Annotated in this window: 18 protein-coding genes, 2 tRNA genes and 1 pseudogene; 16 read left to right on the forward strand and 5 right to left on the reverse strand. The window is 72.6% G+C overall.

Annotation, left to right across the window (positions count from 1 at the left end; translation table 11 throughout):
- The first annotated feature begins 32 nt into the window (after positions 1-32).
- From rsfS to ABZV94_RS14610, 3 genes are all read left to right on the forward strand, one after another.
- The gene (gene rsfS, locus ABZV94_RS14600; RefSeq protein WP_014672675.1) at positions 33-476 is read left to right on the forward strand and encodes a ribosome silencing factor; all 444 of its coding nucleotides are present in this window, start codon (positions 33-35) and stop codon (positions 474-476) included.
- Positions 476-1,144, forward strand: coding sequence for a histidine phosphatase family protein (locus tag ABZV94_RS14605; RefSeq protein WP_356340633.1), 669 nt, complete (start codon positions 476-478; stop codon positions 1,142-1,144). The genes rsfS and ABZV94_RS14605 overlap by 1 nt, the downstream gene beginning before the upstream one ends.
- Before the next feature lie 114 nt (positions 1,145-1,258).
- Positions 1,259-1,331 (forward strand) — tRNA-Ala (locus ABZV94_RS14610).
- 85 nt (positions 1,332-1,416) lie between these two features.
- Here the strand turns inward: ABZV94_RS14610 and ABZV94_RS14615 are convergent.
- On the reverse strand, positions 1,417-2,283 hold the full coding sequence (locus ABZV94_RS14615) for a helix-turn-helix transcriptional regulator (RefSeq protein ID WP_356340634.1): 867 nt from the start codon (positions 2,281-2,283) through the stop codon (positions 1,417-1,419).
- 293 nt (positions 2,284-2,576) lie between these two features.
- Here ABZV94_RS14615 and ABZV94_RS14620 point away from each other — a divergent pair, with 293 nt between their 5' ends.
- The 3 genes from ABZV94_RS14620 to ABZV94_RS14630 all read left to right on the forward strand — a co-directional run bounded on the left by ABZV94_RS14620 (position 2,577) and on the right by ABZV94_RS14630 (position 4,421).
- Positions 2,577-3,941, forward strand: a complete 1,365-nt coding sequence (locus ABZV94_RS14620) for an MFS transporter (protein ID WP_356340635.1) — start codon at positions 2,577-2,579, stop codon at positions 3,939-3,941.
- Between the two features lie 69 nt (positions 3,942-4,010).
- A complete protein-coding gene (locus ABZV94_RS14625) occupies positions 4,011-4,184 on the forward strand; it encodes a hypothetical protein (RefSeq protein ID WP_014672673.1) in 174 nt (57 codons plus the stop codon).
- A 3-nt stretch (positions 4,185-4,187) separates the two neighbouring features.
- On the forward strand, positions 4,188-4,421 hold the full coding sequence (locus ABZV94_RS14630; RefSeq protein WP_030653820.1) for a hypothetical protein: 234 nt from the start codon (positions 4,188-4,190) through the stop codon (positions 4,419-4,421).
- Here the strand turns inward: ABZV94_RS14630 and ABZV94_RS14635 are convergent.
- The gene (locus ABZV94_RS14635) at positions 4,411-5,622 is read right to left on the reverse strand and encodes a glycosyltransferase 87 family protein (protein WP_356340610.1); all 1,212 of its coding nucleotides are present in this window, start codon (positions 5,620-5,622) and stop codon (positions 4,411-4,413) included. The genes ABZV94_RS14630 and ABZV94_RS14635 overlap by 11 nt on opposite strands.
- Positions 5,623-5,737: 115 nt before the next feature.
- On the opposite strand from ABZV94_RS14635, the gene ABZV94_RS14640 reads away from it, so the two are divergent.
- Positions 5,738-5,810, forward strand: a tRNA-Ala gene (locus tag ABZV94_RS14640).
- Positions 5,811-5,930: 120 nt separating this feature from the next.
- Here the strand turns inward: ABZV94_RS14640 and ABZV94_RS14645 are convergent.
- Both ABZV94_RS14645 and ABZV94_RS14650 read right to left on the reverse strand, forming a co-directional pair.
- On the reverse strand, positions 5,931-7,541 hold the full coding sequence (locus tag ABZV94_RS14645; protein ID WP_356340611.1) for an NADH-ubiquinone oxidoreductase-F iron-sulfur binding region domain-containing protein: 1,611 nt from the start codon (positions 7,539-7,541) through the stop codon (positions 5,931-5,933).
- Entirely contained in the window at positions 7,538-8,821 is a 1,284-nt protein-coding gene (locus ABZV94_RS14650) for a cytochrome b/b6 domain-containing protein (RefSeq protein WP_356340612.1), read from the reverse strand. Before ABZV94_RS14650 ends, ABZV94_RS14645 begins: the two co-directional genes overlap by 4 nt.
- Before the next feature lie 416 nt (positions 8,822-9,237).
- Here ABZV94_RS14650 and leuS point away from each other — a divergent pair, with 416 nt between their 5' ends.
- From leuS to holA, 9 genes and pseudogenes are all read left to right on the forward strand, one after another.
- On the forward strand, positions 9,238-12,117 hold the full coding sequence (gene leuS, locus ABZV94_RS14655; protein WP_356340613.1) for a leucine--tRNA ligase: 2,880 nt from the start codon (positions 9,238-9,240) through the stop codon (positions 12,115-12,117).
- Between the two features lie 137 nt (positions 12,118-12,254).
- Positions 12,255-12,992, forward strand: coding sequence for a hypothetical protein (locus tag ABZV94_RS14660; protein WP_356340614.1), 738 nt, complete (start codon positions 12,255-12,257; stop codon positions 12,990-12,992).
- A 72-nt stretch (positions 12,993-13,064) separates the two neighbouring features.
- Positions 13,065-13,910: a DegV family protein gene (locus ABZV94_RS14665; RefSeq protein ID WP_356340615.1), complete on the forward strand. Its 846-nt coding sequence runs from the start codon at positions 13,065-13,067 to the stop codon at positions 13,908-13,910.
- A gap of 812 nt (positions 13,911-14,722) precedes the next feature.
- Positions 14,723-15,427, forward strand: a pseudogene (locus tag ABZV94_RS14670) (ComEA family DNA-binding protein); the annotation flags it as partial.
- Positions 15,424-18,189, forward strand: a complete 2,766-nt coding sequence (locus tag ABZV94_RS14675; protein ID WP_356340616.1) for a ComEC/Rec2 family competence protein — start codon at positions 15,424-15,426, stop codon at positions 18,187-18,189. The pseudogene ABZV94_RS14670 and the gene ABZV94_RS14675, both read left to right, overlap by 4 nt.
- A gap of 131 nt (positions 18,190-18,320) precedes the next feature.
- Complete coding sequence (locus ABZV94_RS14680; RefSeq protein ID WP_356340617.1) at positions 18,321-19,148, forward strand: arylamine N-acetyltransferase; 828 nt, start codon at positions 18,321-18,323, stop codon at positions 19,146-19,148.
- Positions 19,149-19,282: 134 nt separating this feature from the next.
- Positions 19,283-20,164 carry a YceI family protein gene (locus tag ABZV94_RS14685; protein WP_356340618.1) on the forward strand — a complete coding sequence of 294 codons (882 nt, stop codon included), beginning with the start codon at positions 19,283-19,285 and terminating at the stop codon, positions 20,162-20,164.
- Between the two features lie 82 nt (positions 20,165-20,246).
- Entirely contained in the window at positions 20,247-20,492 is a 246-nt protein-coding gene (locus ABZV94_RS14690) for a hypothetical protein (RefSeq protein WP_356340619.1), read from the forward strand.
- 120 nt (positions 20,493-20,612) lie between these two features.
- A complete protein-coding gene (gene holA, locus ABZV94_RS14695; RefSeq protein WP_356340620.1) occupies positions 20,613-21,602 on the forward strand; it encodes a DNA polymerase III subunit delta in 990 nt (329 codons plus the stop codon).
- Between the two features lie 340 nt (positions 21,603-21,942).
- Here the strand turns inward: holA and rpsT are convergent, their stop codons facing one another.
- The gene (gene rpsT, locus ABZV94_RS14700) at positions 21,943-22,209 is read right to left on the reverse strand and encodes a 30S ribosomal protein S20 (RefSeq protein ID WP_004001350.1); all 267 of its coding nucleotides are present in this window, start codon (positions 22,207-22,209) and stop codon (positions 21,943-21,945) included.
- Positions 22,210-22,342 lie beyond the last annotated feature (133 nt).

A 22,342-nucleotide genomic window follows, 5' to 3' on the forward strand; every position in this document is an offset into this window, starting at 1 on the left:
ATGACAAAAGACCGCCGACGGAAAGCCATGTAGTGACCGCCACCGACCGTTCCCTTGAGCTCATCAACACCGCCGCCCAGGCGGCGGCCGACAAGCTCGCCCACGACGTCATCGCCTACGACGTGAGCGACGTGCTGTCGATCACGGACGCCTTCCTGCTGGCGTCCGCGCCGAACGACCGCCAGGTCAAGGCCATCGTCGACGAGATCGAGGAGCGCCTCCTGAAGGACCTCGGGGCCAAGCCGGTCCGCCGCGAGGGCGACCGGGAGTCCCGCTGGATCCTGCTCGACTACGTCGACATCGTCGTCCACGTCCAGCACAGCGAGGAGCGGGTCTTCTACGCGCTGGAGCGCCTGTGGAAGGACTGCCCCGAGCTGGAGCTGCCCGCCGACGCCAAGGCAACCCGCGGAAAGGCGGAGGAGCACGCCAGGGCGCAGGCCGCCGAGGCCGACCAGGAACCGGGCGGGGCGTGGTGATGAGCGCCACCGGCGAGGTGACCGACCGCAAGGGCCGGGGCCGCCGCATCATCCTGTGGCGGCACGGCCAGACTTCCTGGAACGTGGAGCGCCGCTTCCAGGGCACCACGGACGTCGAGCTGACCGAGACGGGCATCGGCCAGGCCCGCCGCGCCGCCCGGCTGCTCGCCTCGCTGCGGCCCGACGCGATCGTCTCCTCGGACTTGCAGCGGGCCGCGCACACGGCCGCCGAGCTGGCCGCCCTCACCGGCCTGGAGGTCACCCGCGACGAGGCGCTGCGCGAGACCTACGCGGGCGTCTGGCAGGGGCTGACGCACGAGGAGATCATCGCCCGCCACGGCGAGGAGTACGCCGCCTGGAAGCGCGGCGAGGCGGTCCGCCGGGGCGGCGGCGAGCTGGAGACCGAGGTCGCCGACCGCGCCGCCCCCGTCGTGCTGCGGCACGCCGAGAAGCTGCCCGAGGACGGCACGCTGGTCGTCGTCAGCCACGGCGGCACCATCCGCACCACCATCGGCCGGCTCCTCGGCCTGGAGGCCCGGCACTGGGAGAGCCTCGGCGGGCTGTCCAACTGCTGCTGGTCCGTGCTCGGCGAGGGCGCTCGCGGCTGGCGCCTGCTGGAGCACAACGCGGGCACCCTCCCGGAGCCCGTCCTCGGCGACGACGACTGACCGTCCCGAGCCCCCGACCCCGGATTTCACTTTCTGGCAGGTCACAGGCTAAAGTTCTTCTTGTTCGCCCCGCCGAGCGGGAAGCGGACACCATGCGGCTCCGTCGCGTGGCAAGGGGCTATAGCTCAGTTGGTAGAGCGCCTGCATGGCATGCAGGAGGTCAGGAGTTCAATTCTCCTTAGCTCCACTGATCGACACTCTGTTGAGTTGTCAAAGATCGGTGATGAGGATCCCGTCCCCCAGGGGGCGGGATTTTCTGCATCCCGCCGCCGTCAGCTCGTCAGCGCCGGAGGCCACAGCCGCTCTCGTCGCTCCCGCAGCACCGCGATCTTCGCCCGCGTCTCCTCGTCCTCCGGCGTGTAGACCACGATCCGGCACTCGGGCATCCCGTCGATGGACAGCGACTGCGAGGTCATCCGCATCTCGCCCACGGCCGTGTGGCGGAACACCTTCACCCTCGGCCTCGGAGGCACCACCTCACCGCTCGCCCACAGCTCGGCGAACCAGGGGCTCGCCGCCGACAGCCCGCGTATGTACTCCTCCCAGGCCGGCTCGCCCACGTGTCTGCCGTAGGAGGACCGCAGGGTCGCGACCATCAGCGGCAGCTCCTTCTCCGGGTGCACCAGCGGACAGGCCCGCCTCGGCAGCGTGAACAGCGTCCACAGCACGTTCGGCACGCCGATCCCGCGGGTCTCGGGGACCGAGAACAGGTCGCGGTAGGCCGCGTTGGTGGCGAGCACGTCGTAGCGCGAGTTGTAGACCGTCGCCGGCATCGGGGCGAGCGCGTCGATGATGGCCTGCACCTCCGGGCTGATCCGCCGGGTCAGCCCTTCGGGGTCCGGCTCGAACGGGACCTCCGCGAGCCGGTACAGGTGCTCCCGCTCCGGCGGGTCCAGCCGCAGCGTGCGCGCCACCGCGTCCAGCACCTGCGGCGAGGCGTTGATCGGCCGGCCCTGCTCCAGCCACGTGTACCAGGTCACGCCCACGCCCGACAGCTGGGCGACCTCCTCCCGGCGCAACCCGGGTGTGCGCCGCCGCAGGCCCGGCGGCATCCCGACGTCGGCCGGTGTGACCCGGGCCCGCCTGCTGCGCAGGAAGGCGGCCAGCTCGGGCCTGCGTCGCTGTGTCCTCGTCCCCATCGTCATGCCCCCGTCGTCCCCGTCTCATCGTCGGCGCCCGGACCCGCCCCTGCCAGGTGCTGGCAGTACCAGCATCCGCGGGCACTCGGCACCGGTACCGGACCGTCGTCACGCTCGACGCCATGACGACGACATCCCGTACCGGCCCGGGCGCCGAGGCGGTCCCGAACCCTGCGAACAGTGAAACACCCGCCACTGACAGTGACGGCCCGGCTGTCACTGGTCCGGCTTCACCCGTCACGGACAGTGAAGCACCCGCCACTGACAATCGGCCCCGGCTGCTGCTCGGCGTGCTGCTCGCCGCCCTGTTCATGGCGGCCCTCGACGTCTTCATCGTCAACGTCGCGGCCCCCACGATCGGTTCCGAACTGCACGCCTCCGGCGCCGACCTGCAACTGGTCGTCGCCGGGTACACCATCACCTACTCCGTGCTCCTGATCACCGGGGCCCGGCTCGGGGACCGGCTCGGCCACGGCCGTGTCCACTTCGCCGGACTCGCCCTGTTCACCGCGGCCTCGCTCGCCTGCGGACTGGCACAGGGCTCGACCGAACTCATCGCGTTCCGGCTGGTGCAGGGCATGGGCTCGGCGCTGATGATCCCGCAGGTGCTCAGCCTCATCCAGCGCACCTTCACCGGGGAGGCCCGGGCGCGGGCGCTCGGCGCCTACTCGGCGGTCCTGGCCGTCGGCGCGGCGGCCGGGCAGGTCGCCGGCGGCGTCCTGGTCAGCGCCGACCTGTTCGGCACCGGCTGGCGGCCGGTGTTCCTGGTCAACGTGCCGGTGGGCGCCCTGCTGCTCGTACTGGGCCGACGGGTCCTGCCGCTGGGCCGCGCGGGCGGGCGGGAGCGCGCCCGGGCGCTCGACCTGCCCGGACTGGTGCTGCTCGGCGCCGCCGTGTCGCTGCTGACGGTGCCGCTGGTGCTCGGGCAGGAGGAGGACTGGCCGCTGTGGTCCTGGCTGTCGCTGGCCGCGGCCGCGGTGCTGTTCACCCTGTTCCGCGGCTACGAGTCCCGGCTGGCCCGGCGCGGCGGCGCGCCGCTCATCTCGCCCCGGGTGCTGCGGCATCCGGGCATCGCGACGGCCGTCTTCAGGATCCTCGCCGTGATGTCGGTCAACGCCGGCTTCCTGTTCGCGCTGACCCTGCACGTCCAGGGCGGCCTCGGCTACGGCGCCCTGCGGGCCGGACTGGGTTTCGCGCCGACCGCGGTCGTCTTCGGCGCCGTCAGCCTCACCTGGCGGAAGTGGCCGGCCGCCTGGCAGCGGGTCCTCGTACCGGCCGGGTTCGCGCTCACCGCGGTGTCCGTCGCCTTCGTCGGGCTCGCTCTCCACGGCGGCGGGGGCGGGGGAGCGGTCCTGTACGCGGGGTACGCGGGCACGGGTGCGGGGCTGGCGCTCGCCTTCAGCCCGACGCTCACCGGGGCCCTGGCCACCGTGCGGCCCCAGGACGCGGCGGACGCCAGCGGCCTGCTGGCCACCGTCGCGCAACTCGGTCAGCTGATCGGCGTGGCGGCTTTCGGCACACTGTTCCTGAACCGGCTTGAGTCGTTCGGGGCGGTGCGCTCGTATCCCTCTGCGGAGGCGTTCTCGGTGTGCGCCTGGGCGCTGGCCGGAACCGCCGCGGCGGGAGCCGTGTCCGGACTGGTACTGAGGCGTCGCTGACCGTATCGGTCCGGTCGTGGCAGAATCAAACGGCCGGAAGGGGGCGCGGCCCGACGGGAGGGAGTAGCGATGCCTGCGAGCATCCTTGAGGAGGTCGGCCACCTCCTTGGTGCGGCGTTGATACGGGACACCACCACCCGGCTGAGCTGCCCTTCCTGCGGTTCCGCGCATGTGGCGCAGGTCCTCGGCGACAACGGCGGAATCTCCTACGTGTGCACGGCCTGCGGCCACAGCTGGAGCTGATCGATGGGTGCACACAGGCGAAAGTGCGACTGGTGCGGGAGCGGTACCCCGATCGTCCGCGACATGGAGCCGATCAATCCCGATTACCAGTACTGGTGCGAGGAATGCGCGCGGGCGCTGATCATAAAAGGCGACCCGATCGAGACCTACCGGGAGCTGGAGGGCGAGCCGATCTACGGCCGCCTCCTGGAGGAGCACTGCACGCTGAAGCGGTTCTACCAGTTCGTCACGGCTTGACGCGGACCCCGCCCGGCCCGGTCGTCGGCAACGATGTCCGGGCCAGCGCGAGGAAGACCGCGCCGACGGCCCCGTAGACGGCCGAGAGCGCCAACTCCCCGCCCGACTGGTGCAGTTCCGGTCGTCCGGTCCCGTGCGGCACCCACCACGGGGCGTACGAGCAGAACACCAGCACGGTGCACAGGGCCGCCGCCCGGTGCCCGCGCGTCCACAGCAGCAGCACCAAGGGCACGCACCACACCCAGTGGTGCGTCCAGGAGACAGGGCTGATCAGCAGTGCGGTGACCGCGCAGGCGCACACCGCCCAGGCCCGCTGTCCCCGCAACTCCGCCCGGACGGCCACGGCGAGGCCCAGGGCGGCCGTCACGGCCCCGCAGGCCACCCAGAGGGCCCCCGGCTCGGGTGCGTGCAGAAGGCGGGCCAGAACCCCGCGCAGGGCCTGGTTGGCGGTGTCCTCGGCATGTCCGACCCGGCTCGCCCGGAACAGCGTGTCCGTCCAGAACCGCCAGGAGTCGTACGGCAGGACGGCCGCCGCCAGCAGCGTCGCCGAGGCGAACACGACGGCCGCCCCGCGCGCGTGCCGCAGCCACGGCTCCCCGTGACCGCCCCTCAGGCGGGCCACCAGGCCCGTGGCGAGCAGGAACACCGGGAACAGCGCGGGCGTCAGCTTGACCGCCGCGGCCAGCCCGAGGCCCACCCCGGTCCAGCGGTCGTACCCGCCGGCGGGGCGGCGGGTCATGTCCCACAGCACCAGGACGGCCAGCAGCAGGTTGATCTGGCCGTAGCGCACCGTCGTCCACACCGGCTCGCACCACACGGCCGGCGCCGCGATCCACCAGACGGTGTCCACGCGCGCGTGGCCGACGAGTTTCAGCGACAGCCTGACGAACACCACCAGGAGCGCGAGGTTCCCGGCCGTCGCCAGTGCCCGCAGGAGCGCGGTGTCCAGCAGGGGCAGCGGGGTGAACAGCAGGGCCGCGAACGGCGGGTAGGTGGTGGGCAGGTGTGCGGCCGTCGCGCGCAGCGCGTACAGGTCGCCGCCGGCGCGCACGGTGGCGCCCTCGGCCCGGTAGACCATCAGGTCGATCATGGACACGTGCGCGGCCCGCTGAGCGGCCCAGAAGGCCGCGAAGGACACCAGGCACACGCCCAGCGCGACCGGGACCCCGCGGTGGGCTGAGGGTGACACGATCATGGCCATGAAAACCGACATTAGCGGTCGTATCGGTGCAGAGCCGAAACCGATTTTGTGCTGCGCCCTCCGGCCTGTAATGTTTACGTCGTCGCCGGGGGAACCAGGCGGAACAACAGAACAAGGGGCTATAGCTCAGTTGGTAGAGCGCCTGCATGGCATGCAGGAGGTCAGGAGTTCAATTCTCCTTAGCTCCACAGAAGTCGAAGGCGGACCATCCCGACGGATGGTCCGCCTTCGGCGTGTTGCGGCACGGCACGGCCGGGCGAAGGGGGGCGGGTCACCCGCGCCGGGTGACCCGCCCCCTTCCCTTGTGCTCAGCGGCCGAGGGCGCGCCGGCCGCGGCCCTGCGAGAGGACCGGCAGGTTGCGCGACGGCGCCTGCCCGCGCGTGTCCTCCTCGATGCGCAGGGCCAGGGCCGGGCAGCGACGCACCGCGCGCAGCGCCTTGGCCTCGGCGTAGCGCGGGACCTGCGCCTGCGCCACCGTCGGGAAGCCGTCGGCGCCGAGCTCGAACACCTCCGGGAGGATGTCCGCGCACAGCCCATGGCCCCGGCAGAGCGTCCAGTCGACGTAGATCTTCTGCCGGCTGGCGCCGGTCTCCGCGGGCTCTGCGCCGCCCGGGACCCCCGTGGGGGCCCTGCCCCCCTCGAAGAGCGGCAGAACGCCCTCCACGGGCCGTCCGCAGCCGTTTCCGAGGACGTGCGCGGCCAGGTCGTCGGTGAACGCCTTGATGGTCGACTCCAGGAACATCGCCGAGCCGTCCGGGTGCGAACACGCCCCCCGCCGCTTCACGTTCTTCGCGACCTGCTTCAGTGCCTCCAGAGCGGCCGGCCCGCCGCCGTTGAGGATGTCCTCCATGCCGCGCGCGGCGGCCGGCAGGCCGAGGTAGCAGGGCCCGCACTGGCCCGCGCTCTCCTCGGCCAGCCACTGCGCGACCCGTAGCGACTCGCCCAGCGGGCACGTCTCCTGGCTGATCGGCAGGATCGCGCCCGCGCCCAGGGAACCGCCCACGGCGTCCAGCGAGTTCCGGGAGACGATCGCCTCGTTGACGGTCGCCGCGTCGATCCACTTGCCGTGGTAGCCGCCGGTCAGCACGCCCTGCGGCACCGGCGGGGCGCCGGCCAGCTGCAGCACGTAACGCAGCGGCACACCCGTGGGCACCTCGATCACCATCGGGCGGGCGACCGCGCCGGACACCGTGAGCATCACCGTGCCCGGTTCGTCGTACAGGCCGGTGTTGCCGTAGCGCTCCGGGCCGATGCGGGCGGCGATGGCCAGCTGCGCGAACGTCTCCGCGTTCGACAGCAGCGTGGGCGCGCCGCCGACGCCGCTCTGCGAGGCGCTGATCTTGCGGCCGGGCGGGATCGCCGGCCCGCCGTCGACGGAGCGGATCAGCGAGGCGGCGGCGCCGGTGACCATGCGCACCGGATTGCGCTGCACCCACGCGCGCAGCGCCGATCTACGGCTGTTGCTCAGCCCGCGTTCGGCGAGCGCGGCCTCCATGGAGCGCTGCGTGGACTCCCGGGTGACGCCGATGACGAGCGTGCGCGCGCCGAGCGCCTCGGCGCACAGCAGCGCGCCGTCCAGGATGAGGTGCGGGGCACGGTTGATCAGCACCGTGTCCTTGCGGCAGGCCGGTTCGTCCTCGCTGCCGTTGACCACGATGACCGGCCGCACCCCGCGCTTGATCGCCGACTCGGCGACCGAGCGCAGCTTCTTGTGGAAGGGGAAGCCGGCGCCGCCGCGGCCCCTGAGGTTGATGCGTTCGGCGAGCTGGGCGAGCTGTTCGCCGCCCAGCGGGTCGAGCGGCCCGTGCACCTTCAGGTGCATGGGCAGATCGAGCCGCTCCACAAGGTCGAAGCCCGACGTGAGCTGGGGAAGCCCGACCACGCGGACTTCGGGGACGTCGGGCAGGGCCTCGTTCACTTAAAGCCTCCGGAAGGCGTGTTCCAAGGTTCGCCCGAACCCGGTGTCTCGTAGGACGAGCCGGGCAGCGTTTCGGTGGCGGGACCGCTGTTGAACGTGTCACTCGGGTTGTACGTGCCGTAGAGGCCGTTTGTCTCACCGGTGTCGTACACGTCACTTCCGCCGTATCCGGGCGTGCCCGGATTGCCGTAGACCGGGATGGTGTATCCGGTGTCCTGGAGCGGGTCGTAGGCGGACGGCGGGGCCTCGCCGACCGGTGGCGGGGACGGGATCGGCCAGCTGCCCGAGGTACTGGAGGGGCCGTCCACGCGCGGGATGGCCTCCGTGGGCCGCAGATCCATCGGCACGTCCATGCGGGCCGTCTGGTCGGCCATGTACGGCGGCTGGGGGCGGTCCGGCGTGGGGACCGCGCGGTAGGCCGCCGCGAAGCCGGAGGCGGGCTCGGCCGCGGGGGCGGCCGGGGTCTGGTACAGCGGCGACGCGGCCGTGTCGGCGGACGCCCTGCGCGGCTCGCGCCGGCTCTCGGAGCCGGGCAGCGCCGACTCGGCCACCCGCGAGCGGCTCGCGTCCAGCTCGTCGAGCCCGGGCCGCTCCGAGCTGCCGAACAGGGACACCAGCCGGTCGGCGACCTTGCGCTTGACCGGGCGCGGCGCGGCGCGCAGCGCGAGGGCCCCCATCACGCCGAGCAGGGACAGGCTGTAGAGGATCACGAAGACCGGCTTGGCCGAGCGACCCGCGTAGAGGCCGTGGACCAGTGCCGCACACCAGGCCGGGTAGGCCAGCATGTGCATGGCCCGCCAGCGGGCGGCGACCGGGGCCGGGGTGGCGAAATTGCTGCGCAGGGCGCCGGTGACGCCCACGAAGATCATCAGCAGGCCCGCGAGCGAGCCCAGTCCGATCAGGCCGCCGATCCCGGTGACGCCGAGCGAGAACGGAATGATCGCGGCGACCAGTTTCGTGTGGCCGAGCGCGATCTTCGTGGTGATGTGCAGCAGCAGGAACGCGATCGAGGCGACCGCGGTCGTCCGGTGCACCGCCTGGCCGATGATCCGCTGCCGTGTGTTGAGGAAGATCCGGTCCTGGGCGAACAGGCCCCAGATCACCGAGCAGCTCAGCGAGACGAGGGACAGCACGCCCGCGCCGAAGTTCAGGAACTCGCGGAACTGGCTGCCTCCGACCAGCACGACCACGGGTATGAGCAGCAGGACGACAGCGGACGCCACCCCATAGGCCGAACGGCCCGGTTTGGGGAGCGAGCTGGTACTACGACGAGGGTTCATGGGGGCAACTCCGAGCAGTTTCGGGAAAGCGGTCCCGCTGCCGCACTCTAAGTGGCGCCATACCGATCAGTACGGGGTTTGAGTTATTGCGTTGTTATCAACGGATCATGCGACTGAGGGAGGTGTCCTCTAGGGGACGTTACGCGAAGTAATCATTGACCTTCGTTCAGTTCCGGTGGGCTTCGTGACATGTCCACCAGGGATACGGAAGCGCCTCGCGGCTTGCTCAAGGGCTGCGGTACCCTAACGCCATGCGTGCCGTACGCCTTCTGCTTAGCGGGCCGCGCTGATCAGTACCGACCCCGGTCCACCGTGAGGTCGGCATCGGCGCGGCGTCCCCTCCTGTGCGAGGGGTTTTTTCGTTTCTTTGGATGTCACAGCCGCAGGCAGAGACGATCGATGGAGCTTTGAGGATCATGAGCGAGACGAACCCCGCTGCCACCGCCGCGTCGGCGGAGGCCGCGCCGCACCGCTACACGGCCGCCATGGCAGCCGAGATCGAGGCACGCTGGCAGGACTTCTGGGACGCCGACGGCACCTACGCGGCGGCGAACCCCACGGGCGACCTGGCGGGCGATCCGGAGCTGGTCGCGAAGCCCAAGAAGTTCATCATGGACATGTTCCCGTACCCCTCCGGTGCGGGCCTGCACGTCGGCCACCCGCTGGGCTACATCGCCACCGACGTCTACGCCCGGTTCCAGCGCATGACCGGCCACAACGTCCTGCACACCCTGGGCTTCGACGCCTTCGGCCTGCCCGCCGAGCAGCACGCCGTCACGACCGGCGAGCACCCTCGGATCACCACCGAGGCCGCCATCAACAACATGAAGTCCCAGCTGCGCCGGCTGGGCCTGGGCCACGACAAGCGCCGGTCGTTCGCCACGATCGACCCCGAGTACTACAAGTGGACCCAGTGGATCTTCCTGCAGATCTTCAACTCCTGGTACGACGAGGAGGCGCGCAAGGCCCGCCCGATCTCCGAGCTGATCGCCCAGTTCGCATCCGGTGAGCGAGCGATTCCGGGCTCCACGCGCGCGTGGAGCGAGCTGACCGCCACCGAGCGCGCCGACATCCTGAGCGAGTACCGCCTGGCCTACGCGTCCGACGCGCCGGTCAACTGGTGCCCGGGCCTGGGCACCGTGCTGGCCAACGAGGAGGTCACCGCGGACGGCCGCTCCGAGCGCGGCAACTTCCCGGTCTTCAAGGCCAAGCTGCGCCAGTGGAACATGCGCATCACCGCCTACGCCGACCGGCTGCTGGAGGACCTGGAGGAGCTGGACTGGCCCGAGGCCATCAAGCTGCAGCAGCGCAACTGGATCGGCCGCAGCGAGGGCGCCCGCATCGACTTCCCGATCGACGGCGAGCGCATCACGGTCTTCACCACCCGCCCGGACACCCTGTTCGGCGCGACCTACATGGTGCTGGCGCCCGAGCACCCGCTGGTCGAGAAGTTCACCCCCGAGGCGTGGCCCGAGGGCACGCACGAGGTGTGGACCGGCGGCCACGCCACCCCGGCCGAGGCCGTCGCCGCCTACCGCGCGCAGGCCGCCTCGAAGTCCGACGTCGAGCGGCAGGCCGAGGCCAAGGACAAGACCGGCGTCTTCACCGGCGCGTACGCGACCAACCCGGTCAACGGCGAGCAGGTCCCCGTCTTCATCGCCGACTACGTCCTGATGGGCTACGGCACCGGCGCGATCATGGCCGTCCCCGCGCACGACAGCCGCGACTTCGCCTTCGCGCGCGCCTTCGAGCTGCCGATCCGTTGCGTGGTCGAGCCCACCGACGGCCGCGGCACCGACCCGTCCACCTGGGACGACGCCTTCGTCTCCTACGACGCGAAGATCGTCAACTCCGACAGCGACGGCGTCGAGCTGAACGGCCTGGGCGTCGTCGAGGCCAAGGCGCGCATCACCGAATGGCTGGAGCGCGAGGGCATCGGCGAGGGCACCGTCAACTTCCGGCTGCGCGACTGGCTGTTCAGCCGCCAGCGCTACTGGGGCGAGCCCTTCCCGATCGTCTACGACGAGGACGGCGTCGCCCACGCGCTGCCCGAGTCGATGCTGCCGCTGGAGCTGCCCGAGATCGAGGACTACAGCCCGCGCACCTTCGACCCGGACGACGCCGACACCCAGCCCGAGACGCCGCTGTCGCGCAACGAGGAATGGGTCAACGTCACCCTGGACCTGGGCGACGGCCCCAAGAAGTACCGCCGCGAGACCAACACCATGCCCAACTGGGCCGGTTCCTGCTGGTACGAGTTCCGCTACCTGGACCCGCACAATGACCAGAAGCTGGTCGATCCCGAGATCGAGCGGTACTGGATGGGCCCGCGCGAGGGCCGGCCGCACGGCGGTGTCGACCTGTACGTCGGCGGCGCCGAGCACGCCGTGCTGCACCTGCTGTACGCGCGCTTCTGGTCCAAGGTCCTGTACGACCTGGGGCACGTCTCCTCCGCGGAGCCGTTCCACAAGCTGTTTAACCAGGGCATGATCCAGGCCTACGTCTACCGCGACAGCCGGGGCATCGCGGTGCCGGCCGCCGAGGTGGAGGAGCGCGACGGCGCCTACTACTACCAGGGCGAGAAGGTCAGCCGGCTGCTGGGCAAGATGGGCAAGTCCCTGAAGAACGCGGTGACTCCGGACGAGATCGCCGCCGAGTACGGCGCCGACACGCTGCGCCTGTACGAGATGGCCATGGGCCCGCTGGACGTCTCCCGCCCGTGGGACACGCGCGCGGTGGTCGGCCAGTTCCGGCTGCTGCAGCGGCTGTGGCGCAACATCGTCGACGAGAACACCGGCGAGGTCACCGTCACCGACGCCGAGCCCGGCGAGGAGACCCTGCGCGCCCTGCACAAGGCGATCGACGGCGTGCGCCAGGACCTGGAGGGCCTGCGCTTCAACACCGCCATCGCCAAGGTCACCGAGCTGAACAACCACCTGACCAAGGCCGGCGCCGCCGTGCCGCGGTCCGTGGCCGAGCCGCTGGTGCTGATGGTCGCCCCGCTGGCCCCGCACATCGCCGAGGAGCTGTGGCGCAAGCTGGGCCACACCGACTCGGTCGTCCACCAGGACTTCCCGGTCGCCGACCCGGCCTACGTCGTGGACGAGACCGTGACCTGCGTCGTGCAGATCAAGGGCAAGGTCAAGGCCCGGCTGGAGGTGCCGCCCACCATCTCCGAGGACGAGCTGGAGAAGGTGGCGCTGGCCGACGAGAAGGTCGTCGCGGCACTGGACGGCGCGGGCATCCGCAAGGTCATCGTGCGGGCGCCGAAGCTGGTCAACATCGTCCCGGCGTAACGGCCGCGGGCTTTTCACCGGCTCGGGGTAGTCCCCTACGGGCAGGTTCGGGGTTCTTCCGGAACTCCGGGCCTGCCCGCTGCGTTTACCGTGGAGAGCACAGCGGCTCGTGCCGTACCGGCCGGAGGAGGAGCGTCATGGAAATCGTTCTGACCGTGTTCGCCCTGCTCTTCGTGCTGTTCGTCGCCCTGGGCGCGTACGCCACGGTCAAGGCGGTCGGCGCCGCCAAGCGCGGCGTGGACCGGACCATCGAGCAGGCCCGCCGCACCGTCGAGGACCACACCCTGCGCGCCAAGTCCTTCGCCCAGACCGGACCCGCCGGCGAGATCGCCCAGCTGCGGCTCGCGCTGCGCACCTCCATGCGTGCCACGCAGGACGCGCTGCACGCGGGCGTGTCCGAGGACGAGTCGCTGAAGGAGTCCCTCGGCCTCTTCGAACGGCTCAGCGCGCACGGACACGAGCTGGACGCCGACCTCAAGCGTCTGGAGTCCGAGCCGGACCGGGCCACGCTCACCGCGCGCCTGCCCGAACTGCGCAGCCGCACCGAACGCATCACCAAGTCCGCGGACTCGCTGCGCTGGGCCGTCCGCGACCGGGCCCGCCGCTTCGCCGACGACGACCTGGGCACCCTCAGCGCACAGATCGACATGGAAGCGGACGCCCTGCGCCACTGGACGCGGGCCGAACCCGGCCGGGCGACCCAGCCGTGGCCCGACGCGTCCGCCACCGCCGACGGCCGGTCCACTGGGCAGACCTGGCGCACGGCGCCCGGGGCCCCCGCCGCCGAGGAGCCCGCTCCCGAGGCGATCGCCCCGCCGTCCTGGCGTCCGACCGCCCGATGGCAGAAGAAGCCCCGCCCCGAGAGCACCACATGAGCGAGCCGCACCCGGCCCGCGGGACAGGGGCCGGGCTGCCGAGTGCGCACTACGCCAGGTAACCTCCAGCTCATGTCCCGCCATGTCGCGATCGTCACCGATTCAACGGCCTACCTGCCACCCCGGGCGACGGAGCGTCACGGCATCACCACGGTCCCGCTGACCGTGGTCCTCGGCGACCAGGCCCTGGAAGAGGGCACGGAGATCTCGACCCGCTCCCTGGCCCAGGCCCTGCAGAAGCGGCGCTCTGTCACCACCTCCCGCCCCAGCCCCCAGGTGTTCGCGGAGACCTACCGCAAGGTCGCCGAGTCCGGCGCGTGCGGCATCGTCTCGCTGCACCTGTCCGCCGAACTGTCCGGCACCTACGACGCGGCGGTCCTCGCGGCGCGCGAGGCACCGGTGCCCGTGCGGGTCGTGGACACCGGAATGGTCGCGATGGCGCTCGGCTTCTGCGCGCTCGCCGCGGCCCAGGCCGCGGAGTCGGGCGGCACGGTGGACGAAGCCGTCACGGCCGCCGAGAAGCGTGCCGACGGCACCTCCGCCTTCTTCTACGTCGACACCCTCGACTACCTGCGCCGCGGAGGCCGTATCGGCGCCGCGCAGGCACTGCTGGGCTCCGCACTCGCCGTCAAACCCCTGCTCCAGCTGGACGGCGGCCGTATCGACCTGCTCGAAAAGGTGCGTACGGCGTCCAGGGCGATCGCGCGTCTGGAGGAGCTGGCCGCCGAGCGGGCGGGCAGCGCCGAGGTCGACATCGCCGTCCACCACCTCGCCGCCCCCGACCGTGCCGCCGCGCTCGCGGACCGGCTGCGGGCGCGCGTCCCGGGCCTGGCCGAGCTGCATGTCAGCGAGGTCGGAGCGGTGATCGGGGCGCACACCGGGCCCGGGCTGCTGGGCGCGGTCGTCTCGCCTCGCTGACCGTGGTGATCCCGCGTACGGCCCGTCTCCGTTGATGCGGAGGCCCGGTCGGCTTCACCCGTGTGAGTGGCGGATTTTTCCACAACCGGGCGGTCGTCCACGGGAATTCACCAAGATCATCGCGATGCGGCGGAATCCCCCATCCTCGTCGCATGGCACTTCGATCTCGTTCACGCGCAGCAATCGCGACCAGTGGGCCCGGCCGCGGCCCCGCCTCCGACGGCCGCGTCCGGCAGCGCCGCCCCAGCGGCCGTCGCGGCGCCCGCCGTCACCCGTCCGCACCGGCGGAGGAACTGCGCCGCCGAGCGGAACTCCTCTTCGGGGAACGCGCGGTGCAGTGGCGGGAGTCGGGGAACGCGCCGCCGGTCCTGGACGACTCCGGGGGCGCGCTGTCGGTCCCGGGCGACTTCGGGGACGTGCCGTCGGTCCTGGACGACTCCGGGGGCGCGCCGTCGGGTCCGGGCGGCTCCGGGGGCGCCCTGCCGGTCCCGGGCGGCTCTGGGGACGTGCCGTCGGTCCTGGACGACTCCGGGGTCGCGCTGTCGGTCCCGGGCGGCTCCGGGGGCGCCCTGCCGGTCCCGGGCGGCTCCGGGGATGCACCGACGGCGACGGTGACGGGCCCGGCACCCGGCCTGGGCCGGCGGTCGGGTTCCGTGCGGACGGTGGCGGCGGCCACGTCGGTGCCCGGTGGGATCCGGGAGGGAGCGGCGACCCCGGCCGGGCCTGAACAGGGTGCTGCGGCGCGGGTGTCGGGGCGGGAGCCGGCGTCGGACCCGGACCAGGAGCCGGCGTCGCAGGAGCCCGGGGCTCCGGGCTGGCGGGAGCGGGCCGGGCTGGCGCTGCGCGAGCGGATGCCGGTGTGGCTCCAGACCCGGTACGCGGTGGAGCGGCGGGGAGCCGTCGCGCTGGCCGTGGTGCTGGTGGCCGCCGCTGTCTTCGCCGTGCAGCACTTCTGGGCGGGCCGGCCCCAGCAGGTGAGCGCCCCTCAGGTCGTGCGTGCCCAGGCGCCGTTCGGCAAGAAGGAGGGGGGAGCGACGGCCGGACCGGCCGCGGGCGCCTCGTCGACACCCGGCGCGCAGATCGTCGTGGACGTCAGCGGCAAGGTCCGCAAGCCGGGGATCCGGCGGTTGCCGGCCGGCTCCCGGGTGGCCGACGCGCTGCGGGCGGCGGGCGGGGTCCGGCCGGGCGTGAGCACGGAAGGACTGAACCGCGCCCGCTTCCTGGTCGACGGCGAACAGGTCGTCGTCGGCACCTCCGCCGGTGCCGCCGCCCCGCCCGCGCCGGCGGCCGGGCCGCTCACCGGCTCCACCGGCACGGGTCCGCAGGCGCCCGTCTCCCTGAACACGGCCACGGCGGATCAGCTCGACACCCTGCCGGGAGTCGGCCCGGTACTGGCCCAGCACATCATCGACTACCGCACCCAGCACGGAGGTTTCCGCTCGGTGGACGAGCTGCGCGAGGTCAACGGCATCGGAGACCGCCGATTCACCGATCTGCGCGACCTGGTACGGCCATGAGCAGCGTGCTCGACAGGGCCGGCCCGTGCTCGGAGTCCGAACCGGCCGGCACCGCGCGCACCGACCGGAGCGGTCCCATGGATCTGCGCCTGGTGCCGCCCGCACTCGCGGCCTGGGCCACGGCGGCCCTGACCGTCGACGCACCGGGGGCGTGGACCGCGGCGACCGCCGTCGTCGGCCTGGCCGGCGGAGTGCTCCTGCTGTCGGTGCGGCGGCTGGGCCGGGCAGGGGGGAGCGCAAGGGCTGACACGAAACCGCCGCCCGATGACGCCGTAGGTGCTCGGCGGACGGCGTCGACAGCGACGGCGGTACCGGGGCAGGGGCGCTGGAGGGAGCGGGTCCGGTGGGTGCGCGCTCGGTTCGGATGGGCGCGTGCCACCGTCGCCGCGGTGTTGCTCTGCGTCGCCGCGGCAGCCGCCTCCGCCGGACTGCACGGGGCCGACGTGCGGCGCGGGCCGGTGCCCGAGCTGGCCCGGCGGTTCGCGACCGTGACCGCCGAGGTCGAGGTGAGCGGCGATCCCTGGCTGAGCAGGCCGCATGTGCGCGGCGATCACGCGGCACCCGTGGCGGTGCTGGCCCGGGCCGAGGTGCGGAGCGTCGAGGAGACCGACGGGAGACGTGTGCGGACGCGGACGCCCGTGCTGTTGATCGTCGACCCGGACGTCCCGGCACCGGAACGGGGCGCCTCGGGGGGCTGGAGCCCCGGGACACCACCGGACCGCGCCGAACAGGGCGTGTCCGCGGGGCGAGCCGCGTGGCTGGGGCTGCTGCCGTCCACGCGGCTGCGGGTGGCCGGGCGGTTGGCGCCCGCACTGACGGGAGGTGACCGGATCGCGGCCGTGCTGCGGGTGCGCGGCCGTCCGCAGCCGCGGATCACGGCCGGACCGAGCGGGCCGCAACGCGTGGCGGGGCGGCTCCGAACGGGCCTGCGGGACGCGACCGAGGATCTGCCGGGAGACGCGCGGGCGCTGCTTCCCGGGCTGGTCGTCGGGGACACCTCGCGGATCACGCCCGAGCTGGACCACGCCTTCGAGGAGACGGACCTGGCGCACACGCTCGCCGTGTCCGGCAGCAACCTCACCGTCCTGCTGGTGCTGCTCATCGGACCGCCCGGCCTGGCTCAACGCGCCGAGCGCCGTGGCCTGGCGCGACGCCTGGGGCTCTCCCTGCGGGCGACGGCCCTGCTCGCGGGAGCGCTGACCCTGGGCTTCGTGGTCGTCTGCCGTCCCGACCCCAGTGTGCTGCGGGCCGCCGCCTGCGGCTCGGTCGCGCTGCTCGCCCTGGCCACCGGGCGCCGCAGATCACTGGTGCCGGCGTTGGCCACGGCCGTCCTGCTGCTGGTGCTGTACGACCCGTGGCTGGCCCGCAGTTACGGCTTCCTGCTGTCCGTGCTGGCCACCGGCGCGCTGCTGGTGCTGGCGCCGGGCTGGAGCGAGGCGTTGCGGCGGCGCGGGGTGTCCCCGCGGCTCGCCGAGGCGCTGGCGGCGGCGGGCGCGGCGCAGGCGGTGTGCGCGCCCGTCGTGGCGGTGCTGTCGGCCCGGGTGAGCCTGGTGGCGGTGCCGTGCAACCTGCTGGCCGAGGCGGCGGTGGCTCCGGCGACGGTCCTGGGGTTCGCGGCGCTCGCGGCGGCGCCGGTGGCGATGCCGGTGGCCAAGGCGTTGGCCTGGTGCGCGAGTTGGCCGACGCGGTGGATCGCCGGCGTCGCCCGGACCGGGGCGGCGCTCCCGGGCGCGGGAGTGGACTGGCCCGGGAGCTGGCCCGGTGCCCTGGCGCTGGCGGTGGTCACCGTGGCCGTGGTACTGGCCGGGCGGAGACTGCTGCGGCACCCGGGGCGGTGCGGGCTGCTCGGAGCGCTGCTCGTCCTGCTGGTCACCCGGCCCGCCCCGCTGACCCGGGTGATCACGGGCTGGCCACCACCGGGCTGGCGCTTCGCGATGTGCGATGTCGGGCAGGGCGACGCGACCGTGCTCGCGGCGGGCGAGGGAGCTGGCGTGGTGGTGGACGCCGGACCCGATCCCGCACGGGTCGACGACTGCCTGCGGCGGCTGGGCGTCACACGCGTCCCCCTCCTCGTCCTGACCCACTTCCACGCCGACCATGTGGCGGGCCTGCCCGGCGTTCTGCGGGGCCGCTCGGTGGCCGCGATCGAGACGACGGCGTTCACGGAGCCGGCGGAGCAGGCGGAGTTCGTCCGACGAGAGGCGGCCGAGCGGCACATCCCGGTCACGACGGCCGTCGCGGGAGAGGAACGGCGCACCGGACCGCTCACCTGGCGGGTCCTGTGGCCACCGGCTACGCCCTCGCCGACAACGCCGCCGCCGTCACCGTGGAGCCCACGCGTGCCCCCGGCAGGGCAGGGGGCGGGTGCCGGGTGGAAGCCGGAGGGCCCGAACGACGCCAGCGTCGCACTGCTGGTCCGCACGGGCGGGCTGCGGCTGCTGCTGCTCGGGGATCTCGAACCCCCGGCCCAGCAGGCGCTGGTGCGGTCCCCGGCGGCGGCGGACCTGGCCGGAGTGGATGTCCTGAAGGTGGCTCATCATGGCTCGGCCTATCAGGAACCGGAGTTGCTGCGCCTCGCGGCACCTCGGGTGGCGCTCGTATCCGCCGGTGCCGGCAACCCCTACGGCCATCCCGCCCCGGCGACCGTGGCCGCGCTGCGGGCCGGCGGCGCGGTGGTCCTGCGCACCGACCGGGACGGGGCGCTCGCGGTCACCGGGACCGGAGGGCGGAACGGGCGGATAGGGGTGCTGAGAGAGGACTGACGGGGAGGGCAGGCGCAGGGATGGGACGGGGACGGCGGGATCGGCCGGCGAGCCCGCGAGAATCCGGCCGGAGAGAGAGGGGGAGAGGCCGTCCGGGAGGGGACGAGCAGACGCTGGAGCAGACTGGGCCCATGACCTCGGTACAGATCGACGCCTATCTCCGCCGGCTCGGCATCCCGCGCCCGGCACGGCCCACCAGCGAGGCGCTGCGCGAGCTGCACGTGCGCCATCTGCGGACCGTTCCCTTCGAGAACCTGTCGGTCCACCTCGGACAGGAGATCACCCTGGAGGAGGAGCCGCTGCTGGAGAAGGTGACCGAGGCCCGTCGGGGTGGCTTCTGCTACGAACTGAACGGCGCCTTCGGGACGTTGCTCGCCGCCCTCGGTTACGAGGTGGAACTGCTGGCGGCACGCGTGTACGGGGACGAGGGGCGGCTCGGGATCCCGTACGACCATCTCGCGCTGCGGGTGCGGACGGCGGACGGGGACACCTGGCTCGCCGACGTCGGGTTCGGGGCGCACAGCCACTGGCCGCTCGCCTATGCGGAACGCGGGGAGCAGAAAGATCCCGGTGGCGGGTTCCGGGTGGTGGACGCGGGGCCGGATCCGGCCGGGACGCGGGGTGGTGCCGCGCCGGGCACCGGGGACCTGGACGTCGTGCGGGACGGCGAACCGCAGTACCGGCTGGAGACCCGTCCCCGGGCGCTCGGGGACTTCGCGGCCGGCGCCTGGTGGCACAGCACGTCGCCGCGGTCGCACTTCACCCGGTCGCTGGTCTGCTCGCGGCTCACGGAGGGCGGAGGGAGGATCACGCTCAGCGGGCGCAGGCTGAAGACGACCACCGTGGACGGCAGGCACGAGACACGGGAGCTGGAGACGGACGAGGAGGTGCTGGCGGTGTACCGGGAGCGCTTCGGCATCGAGTTGAGCTGTGTGCCGACTGTGCGCAACCCGGCCTGAACGGCTGATTCGGATCAGTTCCGGCGCATGCCCCTGGATACGCGTGATGTGGCCCGTGTTGCCTCGAAAGCCGCATCGGTGATCGAATGGATCTTCGGCAACGGATGATGTCGAGGCGTACAGGGGTGTCGTAGATGTTCGGCCGCTGGCTGGGTAACCGGACGAACCGGATGCAACGGACGAGTCCCCTGGCGGCGGTCCGGACGCCGTCGGACGCCGGAGTGCTCAGCTGCCGGGTGGTCGACCCGGTCAACGAGCCGATCGTCGGCGCGGAGTTGGCGGTCAGCGATCCCATGGGCCGCAAGGTGGTCACCGGTGGAACGGACCCCTACGGCTCGTTCCTGGCCACGGTGCCGGCGGGGGAGTACCGGCTGGCGGTGTCGGCGGAGGGGTACGCGCCGTACCGGGCCACCGTGCTGGTCGGCGAGAACTCACTCGCCTCGCTGGGCGATCTGACCCTGCAGGTGGCCCAGCCGCCGGAGCCCCCGGCGCCGGGTGACTGGGAGATCGAGCCCATGCACTCCTCGATCGGCTTCACCGCCCGGCACATCGGGCTGGCCCGGATCCATGGGCGGTTCAACTCGTTCGCCGGGGTGGTGCGGATCGCCGAGCGGATGGAGCAGTCGGCGATGCACGTGGTGATCGACGCGGCGTCCATCGACACGGGGGTCCGGATGCGCGACGACCATCTGCGGTCGGGGGACTTCCTGGATGTGGGGCGGTTCCCGACGCTGGAGTTCTACGGCGACCGGTTCGTGCACAAGGGCGGCAGCCGGTGGGGGGTGACGGGGGCGCTCTCGCTGCACGGGGTGACCCGCACGGTGACCCTCGACACCGAGTACCTCGGGCTCGGCAACGGCATGGAGGGCGAGGTGCGGGCCGCCTGCCGGGCCACCACCGAGCTGCACCGGGACGACTTCACGGTCAGCTGGCAGTCCATGCTGGCCAGGGGCATCGCGGTGGTCGGACCGAGCATCCAGGTCGGCCTCGACGTGCAGATCGTGCCGAAGCGCTGAGATGCGGAGCGCGCGGAAGGGCTGAGACGCGGAGGGCGCCCTCCCCGAGGGGCTGGCGTGCGGAAGCGCTGAGAATGGTCCCGTGAGTGATGTGAGACATGTGCTGGTGCTGCCCGATCGCGACGCCGCCGAAGAGGCGGCCGAGGCGCTCGGGGAGCGGTTCGGGGTCGACGAGGAACCCCGGCTGGTCCGGGACGCCCTGGCCGGTGAGGACGACGCCGAGGACGCCCAGTGGCTGGTCGTCCTGCGGGACGAGGACGAGCGGCTCGACCCGGCCGAGCTGGACGCGTTCGCAGGGGAGTGGGACGGCTGGCGCGAGGAGCCGTGACCCCTGTTCGGCGCGCGCTCGCGTCGGGCCGGTCCCCGAGCCGCACTCGGGGTCCGCTCCGGGACCGGTCGGGGTGCCGGGAGCGCTTCGTTGTCAGTGCCGCGTGGGATGCTGTAGGCGATGGCCAGGAAGACTGCGAATGACGACCCTCTCGCCCCGGTGACCCTCGCCGTGGGCCAGGAGGACCTCCTGCTCGACCGTGCCGTGCAGGAGGTGGTGGCCGCCGCCAAGGCCGCCGACGCCGACACGGACGTACGCGACCTCACCCCGGAGCAGGTGCAGCCCGGCACGCTCGCCGAGCTGACCAGCCCGTCGCTCTTCGCCGAGCGCAAGGTCGTGGTCGTACGCAACGCGCAGGACCTGTCCGCCGACACGGTCAAGGACGTGAAGGCGTACCTCGGTTCGCCCGCCGAGGAGATCACGCTGGTGCTGCTGCACGCCGGTGGTGCCAAGGGCAAGGGGCTGCTGGACGCCGCGCGCAAGGCGGGTGCTCGGGAGGTGGCCTGCCCGAAGATGACCAAGGCGGCGGACCGGCTGGCCTTCGTGCGGGGGGAGTTCCGTTCGTCCGGGCGCTCGGCCACACCGGAGGCGTGCCAGGCGCTCTGCGACGCCATCGGGAGTGATCTGCGGGAGCTGGCCTCGGCGGTCTCGCAGTTGGTCGCCGACGTGGAAGGGACGATCGACGAAGCGGTCGTCGGGCGGTACTACACCGGGCGCGCCGAGGCGTCCAGCTTCACGGTCGCCGACCGGGCCGTGGAGGGCCGGACGGCGGAGGCGCTGGAGGCGCTCAGATGGTCGCTGGCGACGGGCGTGGCCCCCGTGATGATCACCAGCGCCCTGGCGCAGGGGGTGCGGGCGATCGGGAAGCTGTCCTCGGCCCGGGGCGGCCGGCCGGCCGATCTGGCGCGTGAACTGGGCATGCCGCCGTGGAAGATCGACCGGGTCCGGCAGCAGATGCGGGGCTGGACGCCGGACGGGGTCGCGGTGGCGCTCAGGGCGGTCGCCGAGGCGGACGCCGGTGTGAAGGGAGGCGGGGACGATCCCGAGTACGCGCTGGAGAAGGCGGTCGTGACGATCGCCCGGGCCGCGCGGTCCAGGGGCCGGGGCTGACCCAGCCGCCACGCTGTCGCCGGTGAGGAGATCGGCAGGTGACGGCCGCGCCTCGCCGACGCCGTGCGACGCCTCGAAGAGGCGCTGGCGCGTGTCGGCAACCGCGTCGTGCATGGTCTCGGTGCCGGCGCTTACCTGATGCTCGGCGACGCGGAGCCGGAAAGACCGAAGGCCCCGCCGCCCACCCTGGGGAAGGGAGGGCGCCGGGGTCCTCGGTTGAAGCTGGTGAGCCCGTTCCCGCGTGGCGAACGCAGGCCGCGAACGGGCTCGGGGTGCCGGGCGGGAGCGGATGAGAGAGGGCCCGCTCTGGGTCCTTCCGGCGGTCAGATCAGAAAGAGGTTCAGCCCTTGAGGGACGCGACCTTGGAAGCAAGCGCCGACTTCTTGTTGGCGGCCTGGTTCTTGTGGATGACGCCCTTCGAGACGGCCTTGTCGAGCGCACGCGCGGCAGCGCGCTGCAGCTCGGTGGCCTTCTCGACGTCACCCGCGGCAGCGGCCTCACGGGCCTTGCGGATCGCGGTCTTCAGGGAGGACTTGACGGCCTTGTTGCGCAGCCGAGCCTTCTCGTTGGTCTTGATCCGCTTGATCTGGGACTTGATGTTCGCCACGAAGGAGCCTTTTCAGGTTCAGGCGCGGGGCCGCGGGGGTCCCGTACCGGTGATCCAAAATTATCTGCCGTGCCTCGCGCTGAGAGGGCATGAGGCACAGCCATCTACAGTACCAGTGGCCCTCCGGACGGCC

Source organism: Streptomyces sp. NPDC004658, assembly GCF_040609555.1.
Taxonomy (GTDB): Bacteria; Actinomycetota; Actinomycetes; order Streptomycetales; family Streptomycetaceae; genus Streptomyces.

Bases quoted from the DNA above. Each gene is read 5' to 3' on its own strand.
- ABZV94_RS14605 (WP_356340633.1), top strand. From the start codon at position 476: ATGAGCGCCACCGGCGAGGTGACCGACCGCAAGGGCCGGGGCCGCCGC.
- ABZV94_RS14615 (WP_356340634.1), bottom strand. From the start codon at position 2,283: ATGGGGACGAGGACACAGCGACGCAGGCCCGAGCTGGCCGCCTTCCTG.
- ABZV94_RS14625 (WP_014672673.1), top strand. From the start codon at position 4,011: ATGCCTGCGAGCATCCTTGAGGAGGTCGGCCACCTCCTTGGTGCGGCG.
- ABZV94_RS14630 (WP_030653820.1), top strand. From the start codon at position 4,188: ATGGGTGCACACAGGCGAAAGTGCGACTGGTGCGGGAGCGGTACCCCG.
- ABZV94_RS14635 (WP_356340610.1), bottom strand. From the start codon at position 5,622: ATGGCCATGATCGTGTCACCCTCAGCCCACCGCGGGGTCCCGGTCGCG.
- ABZV94_RS14650 (WP_356340612.1), bottom strand. From the start codon at position 8,821: ATGAACCCTCGTCGTAGTACCAGCTCGCTCCCCAAACCGGGCCGTTCG.
- leuS (WP_356340613.1), top strand. From the start codon at position 9,238: ATGAGCGAGACGAACCCCGCTGCCACCGCCGCGTCGGCGGAGGCCGCG.
- ABZV94_RS14660 (WP_356340614.1), top strand. From the start codon at position 12,255: ATGGAAATCGTTCTGACCGTGTTCGCCCTGCTCTTCGTGCTGTTCGTC.
- ABZV94_RS14665 (WP_356340615.1), top strand. From the start codon at position 13,065: ATGTCCCGCCATGTCGCGATCGTCACCGATTCAACGGCCTACCTGCCA.
- ABZV94_RS14675 (WP_356340616.1), top strand. From the start codon at position 15,424: ATGAGCAGCGTGCTCGACAGGGCCGGCCCGTGCTCGGAGTCCGAACCG.
- ABZV94_RS14680 (WP_356340617.1), top strand. From the start codon at position 18,321: ATGACCTCGGTACAGATCGACGCCTATCTCCGCCGGCTCGGCATCCCG.
- ABZV94_RS14685 (WP_356340618.1), top strand. From the start codon at position 19,283: ATGTTCGGCCGCTGGCTGGGTAACCGGACGAACCGGATGCAACGGACG.
- holA (WP_356340620.1), top strand. From the start codon at position 20,613: ATGGCCAGGAAGACTGCGAATGACGACCCTCTCGCCCCGGTGACCCTC.